At 71.2% G+C, this 17,711-nt stretch carries 16 protein-coding genes; 8 read left to right on the forward strand and 8 right to left on the reverse strand.

Going from position 1 to position 17,711, the window contains the following annotated elements; all coding sequences use genetic code 11:
* Positions 1-295: hypothetical protein (locus D7V80_RS33450; RefSeq protein WP_147447295.1), on the reverse strand; the 295-nt coding region annotated here is incomplete at its 3' end.
* 137 nt (positions 296-432) lie between these two features.
* Between D7V80_RS33450 and D7V80_RS33455 the strand changes: the two genes are divergently transcribed.
* The 3 genes from D7V80_RS33455 (at position 433) to D7V80_RS33465 (ending at position 5,667) form a co-directional block, all read left to right on the forward strand.
* Positions 433-996, forward strand: a complete 564-nt coding sequence (locus tag D7V80_RS33455) for a hypothetical protein (protein ID WP_120591969.1) — start codon at positions 433-435, stop codon at positions 994-996.
* Positions 997-1,008: 12 nt separating this feature from the next.
* Positions 1,009-3,564 carry a M1 family metallopeptidase gene (locus tag D7V80_RS33460; RefSeq protein WP_120591970.1) on the forward strand — a complete coding sequence of 852 codons (2,556 nt, stop codon included), beginning with the start codon at positions 1,009-1,011 and terminating at the stop codon, positions 3,562-3,564.
* A gap of 750 nt (positions 3,565-4,314) precedes the next feature.
* The gene (locus D7V80_RS33465) at positions 4,315-5,667 is read left to right on the forward strand and encodes a phosphoenolpyruvate kinase (protein WP_120591971.1); all 1,353 of its coding nucleotides are present in this window, start codon (positions 4,315-4,317) and stop codon (positions 5,665-5,667) included.
* Here D7V80_RS33465 and D7V80_RS33470 read toward each other — a convergent pair.
* The 5 genes from D7V80_RS33470 to D7V80_RS33490 all read right to left on the reverse strand — a co-directional run bounded on the left by D7V80_RS33470 (position 5,659) and on the right by D7V80_RS33490 (position 11,419).
* The gene (locus D7V80_RS33470; RefSeq protein ID WP_147447296.1) at positions 5,659-6,648 is read right to left on the reverse strand and encodes a hypothetical protein; all 990 of its coding nucleotides are present in this window, start codon (positions 6,646-6,648) and stop codon (positions 5,659-5,661) included. The two genes, D7V80_RS33465 and D7V80_RS33470, sit on opposite strands and share 9 nt — an antisense overlap.
* A 146-nt stretch (positions 6,649-6,794) precedes the next feature.
* Positions 6,795-7,868 carry a DUF2804 domain-containing protein gene (locus tag D7V80_RS33475; protein ID WP_014400189.1) on the reverse strand — a complete coding sequence of 358 codons (1,074 nt, stop codon included), beginning with the start codon at positions 7,866-7,868 and terminating at the stop codon, positions 6,795-6,797.
* A 107-nt stretch (positions 7,869-7,975) separates the two neighbouring features.
* Positions 7,976-9,148: an ABC transporter permease gene (locus D7V80_RS33480; protein WP_120591973.1), complete on the reverse strand. Its 1,173-nt coding sequence runs from the start codon at positions 9,146-9,148 to the stop codon at positions 7,976-7,978.
* Entirely contained in the window at positions 9,145-9,879 is a 735-nt protein-coding gene (locus D7V80_RS33485) for an ATP-binding cassette domain-containing protein (protein WP_120591974.1), read from the reverse strand. Before D7V80_RS33485 ends, D7V80_RS33480 begins: the two co-directional genes overlap by 4 nt.
* Positions 9,880-9,892: 13 nt before the next feature.
* Positions 9,893-11,419, reverse strand: a complete 1,527-nt coding sequence (locus D7V80_RS33490) for an alpha/beta hydrolase (RefSeq protein WP_233585902.1) — start codon at positions 11,417-11,419, stop codon at positions 9,893-9,895.
* Positions 11,420-11,509: 90 nt separating this feature from the next.
* On the opposite strand from D7V80_RS33490, the gene D7V80_RS33495 reads away from it, so the two are divergent.
* From D7V80_RS33495 to D7V80_RS33515, 5 genes are all read left to right on the forward strand, one after another.
* Positions 11,510-12,352 (forward strand): LEA type 2 family protein, encoded by an 843-nt coding sequence (locus tag D7V80_RS33495; protein WP_014400193.1) that lies wholly within the window; start codon positions 11,510-11,512, stop codon positions 12,350-12,352.
* Between the two features lie 101 nt (positions 12,353-12,453).
* Positions 12,454-12,846 (forward strand): aspartate 1-decarboxylase, encoded by a 393-nt coding sequence (gene panD, locus D7V80_RS33500; RefSeq protein ID WP_014400194.1) that lies wholly within the window; start codon positions 12,454-12,456, stop codon positions 12,844-12,846.
* A 111-nt stretch (positions 12,847-12,957) separates the two neighbouring features.
* The gene (locus D7V80_RS33505; RefSeq protein WP_120591976.1) at positions 12,958-13,398 is read left to right on the forward strand and encodes a hypothetical protein; all 441 of its coding nucleotides are present in this window, start codon (positions 12,958-12,960) and stop codon (positions 13,396-13,398) included.
* A 39-nt stretch (positions 13,399-13,437) separates the two neighbouring features.
* Positions 13,438-14,073 (forward strand): EcsC family protein, encoded by a 636-nt coding sequence (locus tag D7V80_RS33510; protein WP_120591977.1) that lies wholly within the window; start codon positions 13,438-13,440, stop codon positions 14,071-14,073.
* 150 nt (positions 14,074-14,223) lie between these two features.
* Complete coding sequence (locus D7V80_RS33515) at positions 14,224-14,763, forward strand: MarR family transcriptional regulator (protein ID WP_120591978.1); 540 nt, start codon at positions 14,224-14,226, stop codon at positions 14,761-14,763.
* A 1-nt stretch (position 14,764) separates the two neighbouring features.
* Here the strand turns inward: D7V80_RS33515 and D7V80_RS33520 are convergent, their stop codons facing one another.
* Positions 14,765-16,483, reverse strand: a complete 1,719-nt coding sequence (locus tag D7V80_RS33520; RefSeq protein ID WP_120591979.1) for a carboxypeptidase regulatory-like domain-containing protein — start codon at positions 16,481-16,483, stop codon at positions 14,765-14,767.
* Positions 16,484-16,489: 6 nt separating this feature from the next.
* Complete coding sequence (locus tag D7V80_RS33525) at positions 16,490-17,353, reverse strand: deoxyribonuclease I (protein WP_120591980.1); 864 nt, start codon at positions 17,351-17,353, stop codon at positions 16,490-16,492.
* Positions 17,354-17,711: the final 358 nt, after the last annotated feature.

The following is a 17,711-nucleotide window of genomic DNA, read 5'->3' on the forward strand; positions in this document are numbered from 1 at the left end:
GCCCCACCGCCACCGCCATCGCCGTGTGCCCCGCCCAGCCAGGCACCTGGAGCCCCGCCCGGCGCAGCGCGAACGATTGCGCGTTCCCCAGCATCGCCCCCGCGACCGCGAAGACCGCCAGCTCCGCGAGCCGGTGCACCACGCCCTGCTCCACCGCGGACAGCCGCCAGATGGCCGCCGAGCCCAGCAATGTCTCCAGCAGGCGGGCCCAGTCCTCCGCCTGCGTCCACGGGACGAGCAGCCCCAGCACGGTGACCACGGACACCAGGAGGACGTGGACGAGACGAGAGCCCATGGCCCGGCAGTCTGCGCGAGTCCCCCGCTCCAATGCCATTCACCGAGGCACCTTCCTGCCCGCCGGCCAACGGAGGTGTCGCCCGGTGGAGGTGGATGTACGGCGCGACAGGACCTCAGGGGTTAGACTGAACTCCGGTGCGTTTCGCCTACTACCAGCGTCTGTCGCCCGCCGAGCAGCGCATCTACCGGCAGAGCGACGCCGTCACGGAGGTGCCGCTGCGGACGCCCGCGACGCTGCGGCCCCGGGTGGAGGAGGTGCGTGAGGCCCTGCTCCAGGAGGACCGGGCGGCGCTCCAGGCCGCGACGCAGTCCCTGGCCCGCGCGTTGACCGAGCGGCTGGAGGTGGCCGGGGTGGAGGTGGAGGTGCTGGAGACGCGGCCCTCGAATGACGAGGGCGAGCTGCACGGGCTCTACACGTGGGCGCCCGGACAGCGGCCCCGCATCCAGGTGTGGATGCGCACCGCGAAGCGCGGCCGGGTCGTGGCCTTCCGCACGTACCTTCGCACCTTCCTGCACGAGCTCTGTCACCACCTGGACTTCCTCTGGCTGGAGCTCGGCGCCTCCTTCCACACGGAGGGCTTCTTCCAGCGCGAGTCGAGCCTCTTCGGGCAGCTGGTGCCCCCGTCAGCGGGGGCGGAGCGCAGTGAAGCGGCGGACACTGGGAAATGGAGCACGAGCACAAGGCGCGGCCGGCGCTAGATTGCCGCCCCTATGGCGCATCCCACCGACGACAAGAACTTCCGTCTGCCCACCACCCTCCGGCCGCGCCGCTATCAGGCGACGGTGACCCTGGACCTGGAGGGGCGCACCTTCACGGGTGAGCAGCGCGTGGAGCTGGAGCTGTCCCAGCCCACCACGGAGATCATCCTCCACGCCAACGCCCTGGAGCTGGGCGAGGTCACCTTCCGGACCGGCAACGACGTGCGCAAGCCCACGTCCAAGCGCGTGGCCCCGGTGAGCGAGTCGGTGGTGCTCACGTTCGATGCTCCCCTGCCCGCGGGCAACGCCACGCTGGACGTGCTCTGGACGGGGCACTTCAGCGACGGTCTGCGCGGCCTGTACGCGGCGGGCAAGGTGGCCGCGACGCAGTTCGAGGCCGCGGACGCGCGCCGGCTGTTCCCCTGCTTCGACGAGCCGGCCTTCAAGGCGCGCTGGGCGCTCACGGTGCGCGTGCCGGAGGGCCACACGGTGCTGGGCAACGGCCGGGTGGTGAAGGACGAGAAGGACGGGGCGCTGCGCAAGGTGACGTTCGAGGAGACGGAGCTGCTCAGCTCGTATCTCATCGCGCTGGTGGTGGGCCCGCTGGTGGGCACGCCGGAGGAGCAGGCGGGGGGCATCCCGGTGCGCACGTGGGCGCTGCCGGAGAAGGCGCACCTGGCGAAGTTCGGGCAGGACGCGGCACTTCAAGTCCTGCCCCGGCTGCAGGACTACTTCGGGCTGCCGTATGCCTTTGGCAAGGTGGACCAGGTGGGCATCCCGGACTTCGAGGCGGGCGCGATGGAGAACGCCGGCCTCATCACCTACCGGGAGGTGGCGCTGCTGTTGGATCCGGCCACGGCGCCGCTGTCCGTGCAGAAGCGCGTGGCGGAGGTGGTGACGCACGAGCTGGCGCACCAGTGGTTCGGCAACTGGGTGACGATGGTGTGGTGGGACGACCTCTGGCTCAACGAGGCGTTCGCCACGTGGATGGCCTTCAAGATCGTCGACCAGTGGCGGCCGGACTGGCGCATGTGGCTGGACTTCGACGCGCACCGGGCGAGCGCGCTGGCGCTGGACGCGCTCAAGTCCACGCACCCCATCCACGGGGAGGTGCGCAACGCGGGCGAGGCCGGTGAGAGCTTCGACGCGATTACGTACGAGAAGGGCGGCGCGGTGCTGCGGATGATTGAAGGGTTCCTGGGTGAGGGGCCCTTCCGCGAAGGCATCCGGCTGTACATGCGCAAGCACGCGCGCGCGAACGCGGTGAAGGAAGACCTGTGGAACGCGCTGGGTGAGGCGGCGAAGCAGCCGGTGAACGAGCTGGCGACGAAGTGGATTGGCCAGAGCGGCTTCCCGCTGGTGTCGGTGAAGGTGGAGGGCCGGAAGGTGACGCTGTCGCAGCGGCGCTTCTATTCGGAGCCTGAGGTGAGGAGCCCGGAGACGTGGCCGGTGCCCATGGTGCTGCGCTTCGAGGACGCGGGCGGCGTGCGGGAGCAGCGCGTGCTCTTCCGCGACGCGCGGACGACGGTGACGCTGGAGGGCGGCTCGGGCGACGTGAAGTGGCTGTGCGCCAACGGCGGCTCCACGGGCTTCTACCGGGTGGCGTACGAGAAGCCGGCGCTGGACGCGCTGACGGCGAACCTGGGGACGCTGGCGCCGTCGGAGCGCATCTCGCTGCTGGCGGACACGTTCGCGCTGGTGCGCTCGGCGCAGGCGCCGGTGGCGGACTTCCTGGACCTGGCGGCGCGCTTCGGGGACGAGGAGGACGAGGCGGTGCTGGACGAGCTCGTCGGGCGGCTCGCGTACATCGAGAACCGGCTGACGGAGGGCGAGGACCAGGAGCGCTTCCGCCGGTGGGTGGAGGGGCTGTTGGGCGGCGGCCTGAAGAAGCTGGGCTGGCAGGCGGCGCCGGGTGAGCCGGACCGGGTGCGGCTGCGCCGCGCGGCGCTGGTGCGCGCGGTGGGCGGCCTGGCGCGCAGCCCGCAGGTGCTGGCGGAGGCGCGTCCGCTGGTGCAGCGGATGCTCCAGGGGGACAAGACCGCGCTGGACGCGAACCTGCTGGACACGGCGGTGGGCATGGTGGCGCGCGCGGGCGACCCGGCGCTGTTCGACGATTTGTTGCAGCGGATGTTGAGGGAGCCGGACCCGGCGACGCAGCGGCGCTACCTGATGGCGCTCACGGCGTTCGAGGACGCGACGCTGGCGGAGCGCGCCCAGGGCCTGTTGTTCACGGAGACGGTGAAGACGCAGGACGTGGCGAGCTTCGCGACGGGCCTGTTGGGCAACCGCACCGGGCGCGACGCGTGGTGGGCGCAGTTGCAGAAGCGCTGGAAGGACCTGGTGGCGCGCACGGGCGCGGCGCCCATGCTGCTGCGCCGGGTGGTGGAAGGCCTGGGCCTCTTGCGCACGCGCGCTCAACTGGAGCAGATGAAGGCCCTGCTCCAGGCGAACCCCATTCCGGAGGCACAGCAGGCCACGGCGCAGACCCTGGAGCGGCTGGCCCAGGACGTGGCCCTGCCCGAGCGCGTGGCCCCGGAGGTGTCCGCGTGGCTGAAGCGTCGGCCGTGAAGTGAGCGCCAGCCGGGAGGGGTCATATGGGCGTCGTTCAACCGCCTCCCGGTGAGCGCCTGGAGCGCATCGCGGGTCCCCTTCCCGGCCATGGCCCCTACCCGACCTATTCCGATGCGTTGCTGGCAGCCTGCCCATTATGCGCACGCGCACGCTCTTCATCGTGTCTGGATTGATGCTCGGTGGCTGCATGAAGGCCCATCGCCCCCCGCTGGCGGAGTCCGAGCCTTCGCTCGCCTTCCCCTCCTTCTTCGCCAGCACAGAGGAGGCCGTTGGGAGCCCTGGAAGAACGTATGCGTTGGACGGCTCCGTTCTGCGAGCGCTCTCCCTCGCGGTCGCGGACTTCCTTCCGCCCCCGACGTCGTCAACGCCGTGCTGGGACCGGCCCGAGTCACATCGCTACAGAATCCTCCGTGAATCAGGGGTCATCTTCATCCGGATCGAAGAGGACCCTGCCGCCTGTGGGCGGCAGGGCCCCGCCCTGCACTCCGGAGCGCGATACGCATTCAGTGACGACGGCCGGCTCCTGCGGCGCCTCATCGATGGACAGCCGGAGCAGGTTCCGAACGAGGTGTCCTCCCCGGACGATGCGGGCGAGGATGCCGCCCCCGGTACGCCTCCACCGCCGGGCCCCCAGCCGGGAGGCCCGCCTCCTCGCTTCTCCCATGCCCCGGACGGCGGCACTCGCGCCATGATGTCAGCGCCTCCAATGGAGCCGAGCCTTCCTCCCGATGGCGGCCCCGGAAACCCATGAAGACCACGCTCACGCCCGAAGCCTCCGCCGCCTCCCGTGAAGCCCTGCGCCGCGCCAACGTGGCGTTCGGCCACACCTACCCGGGCGAGTCCTCCCGGCGCCAGCCCGTGCACACCGTGTACGGCGGCGCCCACCTCTTCCGCGCTGGCACCGCGCGGAAGATGGGGGACCTGGCACTCGCGGCGCTGCGCGACTACGCCGCCGATGGCTCCCAGCTCGCCCATGGCCTGGGCCTGCCCCAGCGCGGCGGCTTCGCCCAGCGCGTCCATGACCGCGTCGTGGACAAGCTCCAGCGTGAGCCCGTGGAGGACTTCCGCATCGACTTCGAGGACGGCTACGGCCACCGCCCCGATGCCGAAGAGGACGCCCACGCCGTCGCCGCCGCCACGGAGGTGGCCCGCGGATTGGAACAGGGCTCGCTCCCTCCGTTCATCGGCATCCGCGTGAAGTCCTTCACCGAAGAGCTCTACGCCCGCGCCTCTCGCACCCTGGACCTCTTCGTCACCGCGATGCTGGAGCAATCCGGTGGCAGGTTGCCTCCGTCCTTCGTCGTCACCCTGCCCAAGGTCACCGTACCCGAACAGGTGACCGCCCTGGCGAAGCTGCTGTCGGAGCTGGAGTCCGCCCACCACCTGCCCCCTGGCGCGCTCACCCTGGAGCTGATGGTGGAGACGCCCCAGGCCCTCTTCGACGCGCGCGGCCGGCCGCACCTGCGCTCGCTCGTGGAGGCCGGCGAGGGCCGCTGCTCCCACGTGCACCTGGGCGTCTACGACTACACCGCCGCCCTGGATGTCAGCGCGCACATGCAGCACATGCTCCACCCTGCCTGCGACTACCTCCGCGACACCGTGCAGGTGCTCCTCGCGGGCAGCGGCGTGCACCTGTCCGACGGCGCCACCAACGTCATGCCCGTGGGCCCCCACCGCAAGCAGGGCGACACCGAACTCCTCCCCACACAGCGGCGAGAGAACACCGACGCCGTGCACCGCGCGTGGCAGGTGGCGTACCGGCACACGCGCCACTCGCTGGAGCGCGGCTACTACCAGGGCTGGGACCTGCACCCCGCCCAGCTCCCCGTGCGCTACTCCGCCGTCTACGCCTTCTTCCTGGAGGGCCTGGAGCCGGCGTCCCAGCGCCTCAAGGCCTTCGTGGACAAGGCCGCCCAGGCCACCCTGCTGGGCGACGTGTTCGACGACGCCGCCACCGGCCAGGGCCTGCTCAACTTCTTCCTGCGCGGCCTGGCCTGCGGCGCCCTCACGGAAGAGGAGACCCGCGCCACCGGCCTCACGCTGGAGGAGCTGAGGAGCCGCTCCTTCCGCGCCATCGTGCAGGGCCGCGCGTCACGCTGACGCGGGCGGCTCCGTGGGGGGCCCCGCGCTCCGGGGCCCCAGCCACTCGCGCGCCACCGCCACATCCACCGCGAGGATGCCCACCAGGAACAGCCACGGCCCCGGCTTCGACGACAGGCCCGTCAGCCCCCACACGGTGATGAGCCCCGCGAGCACCGCCGGCACCACCGAGGGCAGCGCCTCCCGCGCGCGCCGCACCGACCCCAGCACGCCCAGCGCCAGGAGCCCCAGCACCACGCCCGTCGCGCCCAGCCGGCCGCGCCCCGTCCCCGCGCCCTGCCCCGCCGGGAGCACCAGCGTGTTGAACTTCCACGAGTGGTTGTCCTCGATGTCCCAGGCGAAGTTGTCGTCGATGGTGATGGTGCGCTCGCGCTGCAGGTGGGCCGTGGGTACCAGCGACCACGCCGAACTCCACGGCAGGAGCAGCCCCACCGCGCACGCCGCCACGCCCGCGAACACCCACCGCTTCAGCCGCACGTCCGCCGGCCTCCGCGTGAGCGACGGCTCCGCCAGCGGTGACGCCTGGAACGCCCGCCACTGCACGAAGCCCAGCACCACCGCCGCCAGCACCCACAACAGCGGCGCCACGCCCAGTCCCAGCGACAGGAACGCCTGCGTCACGGTGAGCGCGGTGAACATCGGAAGGAACGCCGGATGCGCGGCCCACTTCACCGCCGGCACCAGCGCGTCCGGCAGCTTCCGGCCCGCGGCCACCCACTCGCGCGCGCCCAGCATGCCGGCGCCCACCAGCATCAAGCCCGCCCAGGGCAGCCCCAGCCCGCCGCCAATGAAGGGCAGCACCGGCACCACCACCGCCGCCGCCACCAGCCCCGAACCGAGCAGCGGCAGCGAGCCCCCGGGCAGCCGCTCGCGCAGCCTCGGGTCATCCAGCACGTCCTGCACCGCGCGGCCCGCCGAGTCCGCCGCGCGCTGCGCCTGGCCCGCCACCTCGTCCATCACCGGTGACCCGGGCGCGTTCACGTCCCCTCCGCAGTGGGGACACGTCCGCGACGCGTGGCCTTCAGGGAGCGGCTGACCACAGTGCGGGCAGGACATGGCGCGAGTCCTCCTCAGATGAAACAGGGGCGCGAAAGCCTACACCGCGTCCCCGCTCGCAGGCCCGGCTGTTACCAGAGCATGTCCTGATCCTCGGTGACGCCGGGGACGTTGGACAGCTTGAGCTCCTGGCCGCCCACGCGCAGGGTGCCCTCGAAGAAGCCCACGGGCTGGGCGAAGTGGCTCACCACCAGCCGCAGGTTGCGCTCCTCGCGGTGCACGTAGATGGGCTTGAAGCGCAGGTCCACCGCGCCGTCGTCCGTCGTCAGGCGCCACGGGTCCAGCAGCTCCTTCGCGTCGTACTCGAAGCGCGCGCGGCCCACCGGGTAGAGCCGGTCGCCCAGCCAGACGGCGTTCTCGTTGGCCTCGGTGGCGCCCTCGTTGAAGCCCTCCACCAGGTTGAGGCCCACGGGCGTGCCGTCTGGCAGCCGCCCGGCCGCGAAGGCCCAGCGCCAGGCGGTGTGCCGCGCCAGGTAGCCCTGCGTGTAGTCCATGCCGCCCACGCCGCCGTCCAGCCGGAAGCGCCGGCCTCCCGCCTCCAGGCTCCCGAAGGCCAGGAGGCCGCTGCGCTTCTGGGTGACGTTGACCAGCCCGTCGCCCTCCACCGGCGCGATGACGGTGAGCGCCGGCGGGCCGCCCGCCACCAGCAGCTCGCCGTTCCACTGGAACGACTGGAGCGACTGCGTGCGCATGCGGCTGACGTCCACCTCCACCTGGTAGCGCTCGTCGGACTCGCCGCGCTTCACGGACATGCGCCCGCCCAGCGTGCGGAAGGCCGCCACGAGCCCCGCGCCCGGCTTGTCGCTCACCTCCGCGAGCGGCCCGGGCACGCCCAGGAAGCTGACGTCACAGAGCGGCTTCTTCTCCTGGAGGTCCACCGCCACCGCGAAGGCGTTGGCCGTGTAGCCCAGGTCCACCACCGCGAAGAGGGCCGCCACCTCCTGCGTGGCGACGAAGGTGTAGTGCCAGCGCTTGCGCTTGAGCAGCCGCGTCGCGCGCCCCGGCGCCCACTTCCCCAACAGCCGGGGCAGGTCCACCTCCGGCAGCTCTCCCTGGTACGTGCCGAACCGCGGTTCCCCTGCCGTGGAGGCCACCGAGTTCGGGGCGAAAGGCAGCAGGGCTTCTCGTTCACGCTCAAGCGTCATCGCGAAACATTGGACGGCACTTCGTCGTCCCTGTCACGCGAACACGCGGGCCAAGTTGCGCCCCGAAAACACTCGGGGCCCGGGCCGGAGCCGCGCGTGCCTGCCCGCTAGCTCCTGCCGAAGATGATGCGCTCCTGGGTCAACAGACGCGTGGTGAAACGCAGCGCCACCAGGGACACCACCACGCAGGACACGAAGGCGAGCAGGAAGGGCACCGGCCCCAGCGTCTCGCCGCGCATCACCTCGCCCGCGAGCAGCTCCTGTCCCAGCACCGGCACCGCGAACATCCACGTCTGCGTCTGGATGGGGGACAGGGCCAGCATCATCCCGGGCAGCGTCGGCAGCACCATCAGGAGCGACAGGTACGTCTGCGCCTCCTTGAACGAACGTGCATAGGTGGACACCCACATCTGCACGGCGGACGCGGCCAGCACCAGCGGCAGCACCGCGGCCAGCATGCCCAGCGCGGCCGGCGTGTCGAAGCGGGCGCGCACGCCCAGGTCCTCCAGCGGCACGCGCCTCACCACCAGGAAGTAACCCACCAGACACAAGAGCACGCCCGTGCCCGCCATGGCGCAGGTGGCCAGCCACTTGCCCGCCACCACCGCGCCGCGCGGGGCGGGGTTGAGGAGCAGGGGCTCCAGCGAGCCGCGCTCGCGCTCACCCGCCATGGTGTCGCTGGCCAGCTGCATGCCGCCCGCGAACGCCGCCATCACCAGGAACAGCGGGATGGTGGTGAGCACCGTGGCGGCGGTGCGCTCGGGAGTGGACAAATCCAGCTCGTCCACGCGCACGGGCACCGCCAGCTCCGGCGACACGCCGCGCGCGAACAGGCGCTGACTGCCCGTCTGCTGCGAGTACACCGCCAGCATCCGCTGCGCGCGCTGCACGGAATGACGGGCCTTGTTGCGCGAGCTGTCCATCACCAGCCGCACCGCCGCGGTGTGCCCGTCCGTGAAGTCCTTCGAGTAGTCGTCCGGCACCACCAGCACCAGGTCCAGCTTCCCGGCCTGCACCAGCGCCTCGTAGTCCTGGGGGGCCTCCGACAGCTTCGCGCCGTAGCGCTCCAGGAAGGCCATCAGGCTGGGCGCGTGCTCGCGGCCCACCACCGGCATCTCCAGCGGCCGGTCCTGCCGGTACCAGGAGGCCATCACGTTGAACATCACCAGGAACACCAGCGGGCCCAACAGCGGCCACATCACCGCGGAGCCCAGCGTGCGCCTGTCCCGCAGGTGGTCGAGCACTTCCTTGCGCAGCACCGTCCCAACAAGGCCCTTCATTCGCGCAACCCCTGCTCGCTGCCAATCACGCTCACGAAGGCTTCCTCCAGGCTGTCCTTGCCGGTGGAGGCGCGCAGCGCGTCCGCCGTGCCGTCCGCCACCACCCGCCCGCGCGCCACCACCACGATGCGGTCACACAGCGCGGCCACCTCCTGCATCACGTGGCTGGAGAACACCACGCAGCAGCCCTGCGCCTTCAGCTTGCGCAACAGCGTGCGCACGGAGCGCGTGGCCATCACGTCCAGGCCGTTGGTGGGCTCGTCCAGCAGCACGTTGCGAGGCCCGTGCACCAGCGCGCGCGCCAGCGCCACCTTCACGCGCTCGCCCTGGCTGAAGCCCTCCGTGCGCCGGTCCGCGATGTCCTTCATGTCCAGCAGCTCCACCAGCTCCTCCACGCGCGCGTCCAGCGCGGCGCCGGACAGGCCGTGCAGCTCTCCGAAGTACCGCGCGTGCTCGCGCGCGGTGAGGCGCGGATAGAGACCGCGCGCGTCGGGCAGCACGCCCAGCGCGCGCCGGGCCACCTCCGGCTGCTTCGCCACGTCCACGCCGTCCACGGTGGCGATGCCGCCGTCCGGGCGCACCAGCGTGTAGAGCATGCGCATCGTGGTCGTCTTGCCCGCGCCATTGGGGCCCAGGAGGCCCGTGATGACGCCGTCCTCCGCGGTGAAGGTCACGTCATGCACGGCCGTCACGGAGCCGAAGCGCTTGTGCAGGTTCCTGGCTTCAATCATGGGCGCTGGAGTCCTACGGAACAGGGCCGGCGAAGGAGGTGAAGAAGGGCGGCCGCTTGAGGCCCGCGCCACAGTCGGGCGTCAGGCCCTCCACGCTGCCGCGCGTGAGCACGTCCGCCATCAGCGTGCGCGCGCAGTCCGCGCCCACCGTGTTGTGTCCCAGCCCCGGCACCACCACGTGCAGGCTGTGCGTGAGCGTCCGCTTCGCCTCCTCGCCCCAGGACGGCGGCGTCACGGGGTCCAGCTCGCCGGACAACAGCAGCGTGGGGATGTCCGACTTCACGGGCTCGCGGAAGCTCTGGGGCACGTTCGCCCGCGGCCACTTCTCGCACGCGCGCTGGATGTCCAGCGCCATGCGAGGGCCGAACCAGGTGCCCTTCGCCTCACGCTCGGCGTCCTCCTCCGTGAAGAAGGGCGCGTCCTCCGCGCACACCACCGCCAGGAACATGCCCCGGCTGGTGGTGCGCGCCACCTCGTCGGTGAGCCCCAGCGACAGCGCGACGAAGGGCGTCCAGTCATCCTTCGCGGCGCGGTCCAGCATCAGCGGCACCAGCGACGCGACGTCCGGGCTGTAGAGCAGCGAGAACAGCTCCGACAGGAAGACGCGCCGGGTGAGCGTGAAGTCCTCCGGCACGCCCGTGCGCGGATGCGCCAGGTGCACCTTCGCGGGCGCGGCCTCCAGCTTCGCGAGCAGTCCTTCCGTGCGGGCGCGCAGGTCCGGATACGCCTTCGCGCAGACGCCGTCCTTCGCGCACGCGTCCAGCAGCAGGTCCAGGGCGCGCTGGCCGTCGCGCGCGGCGTACAGCGGCAGGTACTGCCCCATGGGGGCCACGCCATCCAGGATGGCGGTGCGCACGCGGTCCGGGTGCTGGCGCATGTACACCAGCGCCGCGCGCGTCCCGTAGGAGATGCCCCACAGGTTCACCTGCCGGTAGCCCAGCGCCGCGCGCACGTCGTCCAGGTCATCCATGGCGATGGACGTGGTGTAGAGCCGCTCGTCCGCGTCCCAGCCCTTGCGGCACTGGGGAATCACGTCCGCGTCCTCGCGGTCCTCGAAGCGCTCCGCCAGCGACGTGCGCGAGGGGTTCAACGCGTCGCAGTCCAGCGGGTGCGAATCCCCCGTGCCGCGCTGGTCCACGAACACGATATCGCGCTGACGCCGGATGCGGTCCAGCGCGGGCAGGATGCGCGTGCGGGACGCCGCCTGGCCGGGGCCGCCCGCGAGGAAGAACAGCGGGTCCTCCTTCGGCTGCGACGCGAGCGCGGGCACCACCACCACGCGCAGCGGAATCTTGCGCCCCTTCGCCGCGGCCCGGTCCTCGAAGACCTCCAGCGTGCCGCAGAGGGTCTGCGCGGCCACCCCGTCCAGCCGGCACGGCTTCAGGTCCATCCGCCGCGCGGAGGCAGTCTCCGCGCTGGAGGACCGGGAGCAGCCCGTGAGTGACAGCGCCGCCAGCACCGCCAGCGCGGCAAGGGGGTGAGACAAGATGCCACCTGTCACGAGGGGCCAACCTCCAGCACGGGGGAGCCCCTGGCGCATACCATTGGCGCCCTGAAGGTGCACCCGTCGAGGCCCCGACACGCGCGGCGATTGAATCCGCGCGAACGCGGTGCGTCCTCTGCTACGCCCATGCCCATGAAGAAACGCGCGTTCCTGGTCCTCTTCGCCCTATCACTCACCACGCTCTCCGGCTGCGCAGCGCTGCAGAGCCTGCTCAACGGTGCCTTCAAGAAGCCCACGTTGAAGTTCAAGACAGCCCGGCTGGCGAACGCCTCCCTGTCCGACGCCACGGTGGACCTGGTGTACGAGCTGGACAACCCCAACAGCCTGGGCCTGAAGCTGGCGTCGGTGGACTACGCCTTCTTCGTGGAGGGCAAGCAGCTGGTGGCCGGCAAGCCGAAGGAGGGCCTGAACCTCAAGTCCAACGGCAAGAGCCAGATTGTCTTCCCCGCCAACGTGAAGTTCGCGGACATCGCGCCGGTGGTGACCACGTTCCTGGACAAGGACGCGGCGGCCTTCAGGGCGCAGGGGACGCTGGGCATCCAGACGCCGCTGGGCGTGCTGAAGTTCCCCCTGGAGAAGGAGGGCACGTTCCCCGTCCCCAAGATTCCCCAGGTGCAGTTCCAGGCGCCGCGCATCACCAATGTCACGCTGAGCGGCGCCACGGTGGAGTTCCCCCTGGCCATCACCAACCGCAACGCCTTCCCCCTGCCGGTGGCGGGCATCACCGGGGCGCTCAAGGTGGCGGGCGCCAACGTGGGCAACCTGTCCACGGGCAACCTGGGCATGCTGGATGGCAGCGGGACGAAGCAGGTGACCCTGCCCCTCACCATCAACTTCGCGAGCGCCGCGTCCGCGGCCATGGCCCTGCGCTCGGGCGGCAACGCGCAGGTGAGCCTGACGGGCAACCTGACGTCGGACGCGCAGTCCGTGCCCCTGAACCTCAGCCAGCTCGTGAATTTCACGAAGTAAACAGCAGGGCGTGCAGGGAAGCAGGCGGTGCATGGGACACCGGGGATGTTGTCCCCGGGCAGGGGAGCCGTTACGGTTGCCCCGCTTCCCGAGGGCCCCCCATGCGCCGCATCCTCTTCAAGTCCAAGATCCACCGCGCGACGGTGACCCAGGCCGACCTCGACTACGAGGGTTCGGTGACCATCGACAAGGACCTGCTCAAGGCGGCGGACATCCTCCCCTTCGAGAAGGTCGCGGTGTGGAACGTCACGCGCGGCACCCGGCTGGAGACGTACGCCCTGGAGGGCGAGTCCGGCAGCGGTGTCATCTGCATCAACGGCGCCGCCGCGCACCTGAACCAGCCGGGCGACCTGGTCATCCTGGCCACCTTCGCGGAAGTGGAGGAGGCGGAGGCCGCCAACTGGAAGCCCACGGTCGTCTTCGTGGACGGCAAGAACCGGGCGGTTCCCGGCGTCACCGAGGAAATCCCCGGGCCCGCGCGCCGTATCGCGTAGAGACGCTTTCCCCAGGGCGGCTTTGCCGCTCCGGCCCTGTCTGCCATGCTTCCCGCCCTTTAACAGCAGGCGCGGGGGCGCGGCGACGCGCGTCCCGGAGGCGATGACGCGATGAAGTGGACGTGGGCGGGCCTGACGGTCCTGGTGGCGGTGGCGGGGTGCAAGCAGGTGGGCCCGTATCAGCGCGACCCCAACGAGGAGGACGCGTTCATCTCCAACGTGCCCGTCATCCGGGCACCCGCCCAGGACCGCTGCGCGGCGCTGGGGAAGTCCTCCGTGCGCGGCGGCTGTGACGACGCCCTCTACCTGGCCAGCGAGTATGCCCGACGCCTGTCGGTGGGGGACGAGGTCTGCCTGGAGGGCGGCTTCGGCGAGGAGCCGGGCGCGGCGTGCAAGGCGCGCGCGGCGGTCATCGACACGGGGACCAACCGGGTGAAGCTGGAGGTGCGCTCGGCGCGCCCGGATTCACGGTGGTTCAAGTCCGAGATGCGACACGGCTGGTACGAAGAGGGCGCGTTGGTGGACCTGTACCTGGCGGAGCGGGGTTACTAGAGACGACCGGCCGCGTGCATCGCGGCCAAGGAGGAGGACATGGCCTTCTACGACGGCGTGACGGAGCGGCTGGGCTTCATGAAGAAGCTGACCCCCGCGGAGCTGAAGAAGCTGGGGTCGCTGCGCCTGTCGGACCTCATCCAGGGGGAGATTGGCCGGGCGCGCGTGCGCGTGGCGGCGCTGGAGAAGCGCTACCCGTCCGCGACCACCAAGGAGCTGGCGCAGCGGCTGGTGGATGAGAAGAAGAGCCTCGCGGGCATGGTGGGCGGCGTGAGCGGCGTGTTCGGGCTCATCTCCCTGCCGGCGGACCTGACGTTCATGGCGTACCTGCAGCTCGTGCTGCTCACGGACGTGGCCACGCTCTACAAGGCGAACCTCAAGACGGACCGGGCGCGAGGGGAGCTGCTGGACCTGTTCGGCTACGCCAACGGGCTGGGGCCGCTGCACCGCTCCGGTCCGAAGGTGCTGGGGAAGCTGGCGGCGCTGCTGCTCGCGAAGGGCGGCATGACGACGCTGGGCCGCGCGATGCCGCTGGTCGCCGCGCCCATCACCGCGTACCTCAACAACCAGCACATCCAAATGGTGGGTGAGCAGGCCGTGCGCTTCTACGAAGGCTTCGACAAGGCGCACGCGAAGGCACGCAGCGCCCGGCGCAAGGCGGCAGGCGCGGAGTAGAGCGCCCGAAGAAAATCCGGTCAGAAACCAGTTCGATATGTCCGTCACGTATTCCCGTTGATGTCTTCGCGGTCCCCTGGGCCGCGGGATGCCGGATGCGCCGCACGCGGGGCTCGGACGCGGGTGCTTGCTCACGGCAGGGAGGGGTGCATGACGGAACTCTCGGCGGAGGTGCGCGTGCAGGTCGCGCGGTGGCGGAATCTCCTCGTGGACGCGGCCCGCTGCGGCGCGCTGGAGAGTCCCCTGGACGCCCTGAGCCATCCCCACTGGGAGCCTCGGGAGCTCCAGGCGCTCTGGTGGCTGCGCTCGGAGAGCCTGTTGCCCGTGGGCGTGCTCGCCATGCGCCTGGGGGGACTCGCCATGCCGCGCCTGAGCCGCCTGGTGGACCGGCTGGAAGATGGCGGCCTCGTGCGGCGGGAGCGCTCGGTGCGGAATGATCGCCGGCGCGTGCGCGTGCGCCTCACCGACGCGGGCCGCGCGCTCGCGGATCAGCTGGATGCGCAGGTGCAGGAGCGCATGGCGCGGCGGCTGGCCCCGCTCCAGGGCGAGACGCGCAGCGCGCTGATGGATGTCCTGGAGCTGTGGGTGCAGGCCCTGACCGTCCAGGCCCGCACCGCCGAGGAAGTCGCCGAGGAGAACGCCGCGCTGGCCTGCGTCCCCGACGAGCTTCTAAGGGCGTCGGCCGCCTGAACTACAGCCGCACCTCCACGACGCCCGAGCGGCGGCATGCCTCCGCTCCGTCGCCCTCCCAATCCATGGCGTCCCGTTCGTGCACCTGCAAGGGGAGCGCGTTGGAGGTCATGGGCCCCATCCGCCACCGGCCCGTGGTGTCCGTGTCTCCGCGCACGGGCGGCAGCGAGGGATTCGCTCCGCCCGCGATCACCAGCGCGCCCGCCACCGGCCGTCCCTCACGGGTGACCCGCACCTCGCATGTGGACACGGCCGCGTCCTCCGGTGACAGCCGCGTCTCCACGTCCGAGAAGTCCTCGCCCACCCGGGCGGTGCTGCTCGGCCGTGACGCGTACGGCGACGACGCCACCTGGATCCGGTACGTGCCGGGCTCCAGCAGGGACACCGCGAGGCTGTCTCCCTCCGGACGGAACTCCCGCGTGGGCACGACGCTCCACACGCCCTGCGCGTCGCGGCGCTCCAGCAGGTACACCGGATAGGGCGGCGACGTGCGTTCCCTCAACTGCGCCCGCGTGAAGCCATCCATCCGGAGCACCAGCCACCGGTACACCGGCATGCGCCACACCACGTCCACGGTGCCCCGCGACTCCGCCGTCGGCGTGAAGACGAAGTCCCACCATGAAGGCCCCACGGGCCGTCCCTCGTCCTCCGTCACCTCCCGCCGCACCGTGAAGCGCGTCTCCTGCCACGCCGGCACGTCCGGAATCGTGAAGTGGCCGTCCGGTGCGAGCGGATGCTCCTCACCGCCATCCCCTTGCCGGTACACCGCCGGCCCGAGGGGGCGCGACCCATCGCCCAGCAGCACCCGTCCCCGCAACGTGACGGTGTCCCCCACGCCCTCGGGGAACAGCTTCGCCACGTCCAGCGTCACCGGCGCCACGACTCCCTCGCGCAGGGGCACCTCCACCGGCTCGCTCTGCTTCCCCGAAGGCGTGCGCAACCACAGCCGCAGCGACCGGTCCGGAGGCAGTGGCGCGAGCCGCGTCTCGCTGTCCTTCACCAGGGGCACGGGGGTGTCGTTCTCGAAGGCGTGCATCAACTCCGGCGCCGCCAGCGCCAGCACCGGCAGCAGCATGCTGGCCTCCTCCGCGTCGTCCGGATCCACGCCCCGCTGCATCCGCACGGTGAAGGTGCCCGAGACATCCCGAGCCCCCTCCAGCCGCACGCGCACGCCCGTGGGTGGGTGTTCCCGCAGCCGGCCCACGTCCACCCGCCCCGTCACCGGCTGCGTGTCGGGCACATGGTCGCCCCACCAGACCGTGCCATCCGGAGCGTACGCCATCACCTGGTAGCGCGGCGCGGAAGGCACCACCACCGGCCCCACGACACCGCCCTGCGCGGATGCGGTGACCGGGGCCTCCACCCACTCCCGCACATTGGCCATATCCTCCAGGCGCTTGGGACCCGCGCGAGAGATGCGCCGGCGGCCCTCCTCCTCCCACCAGCCGCGATCCGATTCGGAGATGAACGCCGCGCCCACGCGCGCCTCGCCCTCGAACGGACGCGAGCCCTCCAGCGTCGCCGTCAGCCACAGGCCCGCGTCCACCGCGGCCTCCACCTGGGGAGCCACCTCCAGTACACCGGCGTCCTCGACCCGCACGGACACGGGAGGCGATGGCGGCGCCTGCGGTGGCGCGGGCTCGGGACGCAGCAGCATCCACAGGCCCACGCCCACGAGCACCGCCACCAGCAGACCGCCCAGTACCTGCTTCACGCGCATGCGGCGTCAGTCCGTGTCGCTGTTGGAGTACAGGGACAGCCACACCGGCGCGTGGTCCGACAGCCGGGTGACGTAGTCCAGCGGGTTCGCGATGTAGTCGCGGCCGGTGCTGGAGAACTCCGTCACGTAGCTGTCCTGCATCCAGAAGTGGTCGTACGGGTTGGCGTAGCCCCCGGACGTATTCATCGTCGTGGCCACGTCCAGCTTGCACGTCACCGCGGGCGACAGGCCCTTCAGCTGGCTCCAGGACGCGTGCGTGCAGGCCATGTTGTGGTCGCCCACGAGGATGACGTCCTGGTCCGTGGTGCTGGCGGACTGCACGGACGCGAACACGCCGTCGATGGCCTGCGCCTCCGCCGTGCGGTCCGCCGCCGTGCCCCACACCGCGTGCCAGTTGAGGAAGGTGTAGTCCGCGCCCGTGGGCACGTGGCGCACCTTCACCACCTGCGGCTCGCGCTCGAACAGGTCCCCCGTGTCCGTCCACACCGTGGAGGACAGGAGCGACACGGTGTCCGTCCGGTACAGCACCGCGTAGTGCTCCTTGTAGGACGACCGGCCGATGAGCGGCGTCACCACCGCCTTCCACGTCACCCCGGAGACCTGCGTCAGGTTCGTCGCGATGGCCGTCGCCGCGGCCGCGTCCATCACCTCCTGGAGGAACACCAGGTCACAGCCATTGTTCGAGTTGCTGTTCGCACCGAACTGGTTCCACAGCTGCTTCGCGTCATCCAGGTAGGTCTGCTCGGCCGCCCATCCCTCGTGGCGGAGGTTCCAGCTCACCACCCGGAGATACGAGCCCGCCTGCGCCAACGCGGGGAGCACCAGCACGGACAACACCAGGACGCGCGACAAGAAGGACGACCCTCTCATTTCACGGCACCTCCACAGGCCTGCGGGAGAAAAGCGCCCCATCTTCGGCATGCCGGCGCCCCGGGACCAGCCCTCCGTCGTGGAATCGAGGTGACAGCCCGCCCCCCGCACGACACTCCCCGGGCATTATCAAATGCAACTTGATTGCATGTGACTCCAGGTGGCATCTATTGCGGGCCTCTCCCGGGAATGCGGGACGGCGCGCGCACCGCCACAGGTGCGTCCTGAGGGGAACCATGAACCGCATCGTCTGGAGTGTCGGAGGCACGGGAGTCGTGTGGTCGTGTCTCGCGGTGGCCTGGCTCCACCGGCCCCTGGAGACCGTGGTCGAGCCGCTCCCCGCCCCGCCTGGCATGTC

It is taken from the genome of Corallococcus sp. CA054B, from assembly GCF_003611625.1.
GTDB classification, from domain to species: Bacteria; Myxococcota; Myxococcia; order Myxococcales; family Myxococcaceae; genus Corallococcus; species Corallococcus coralloides.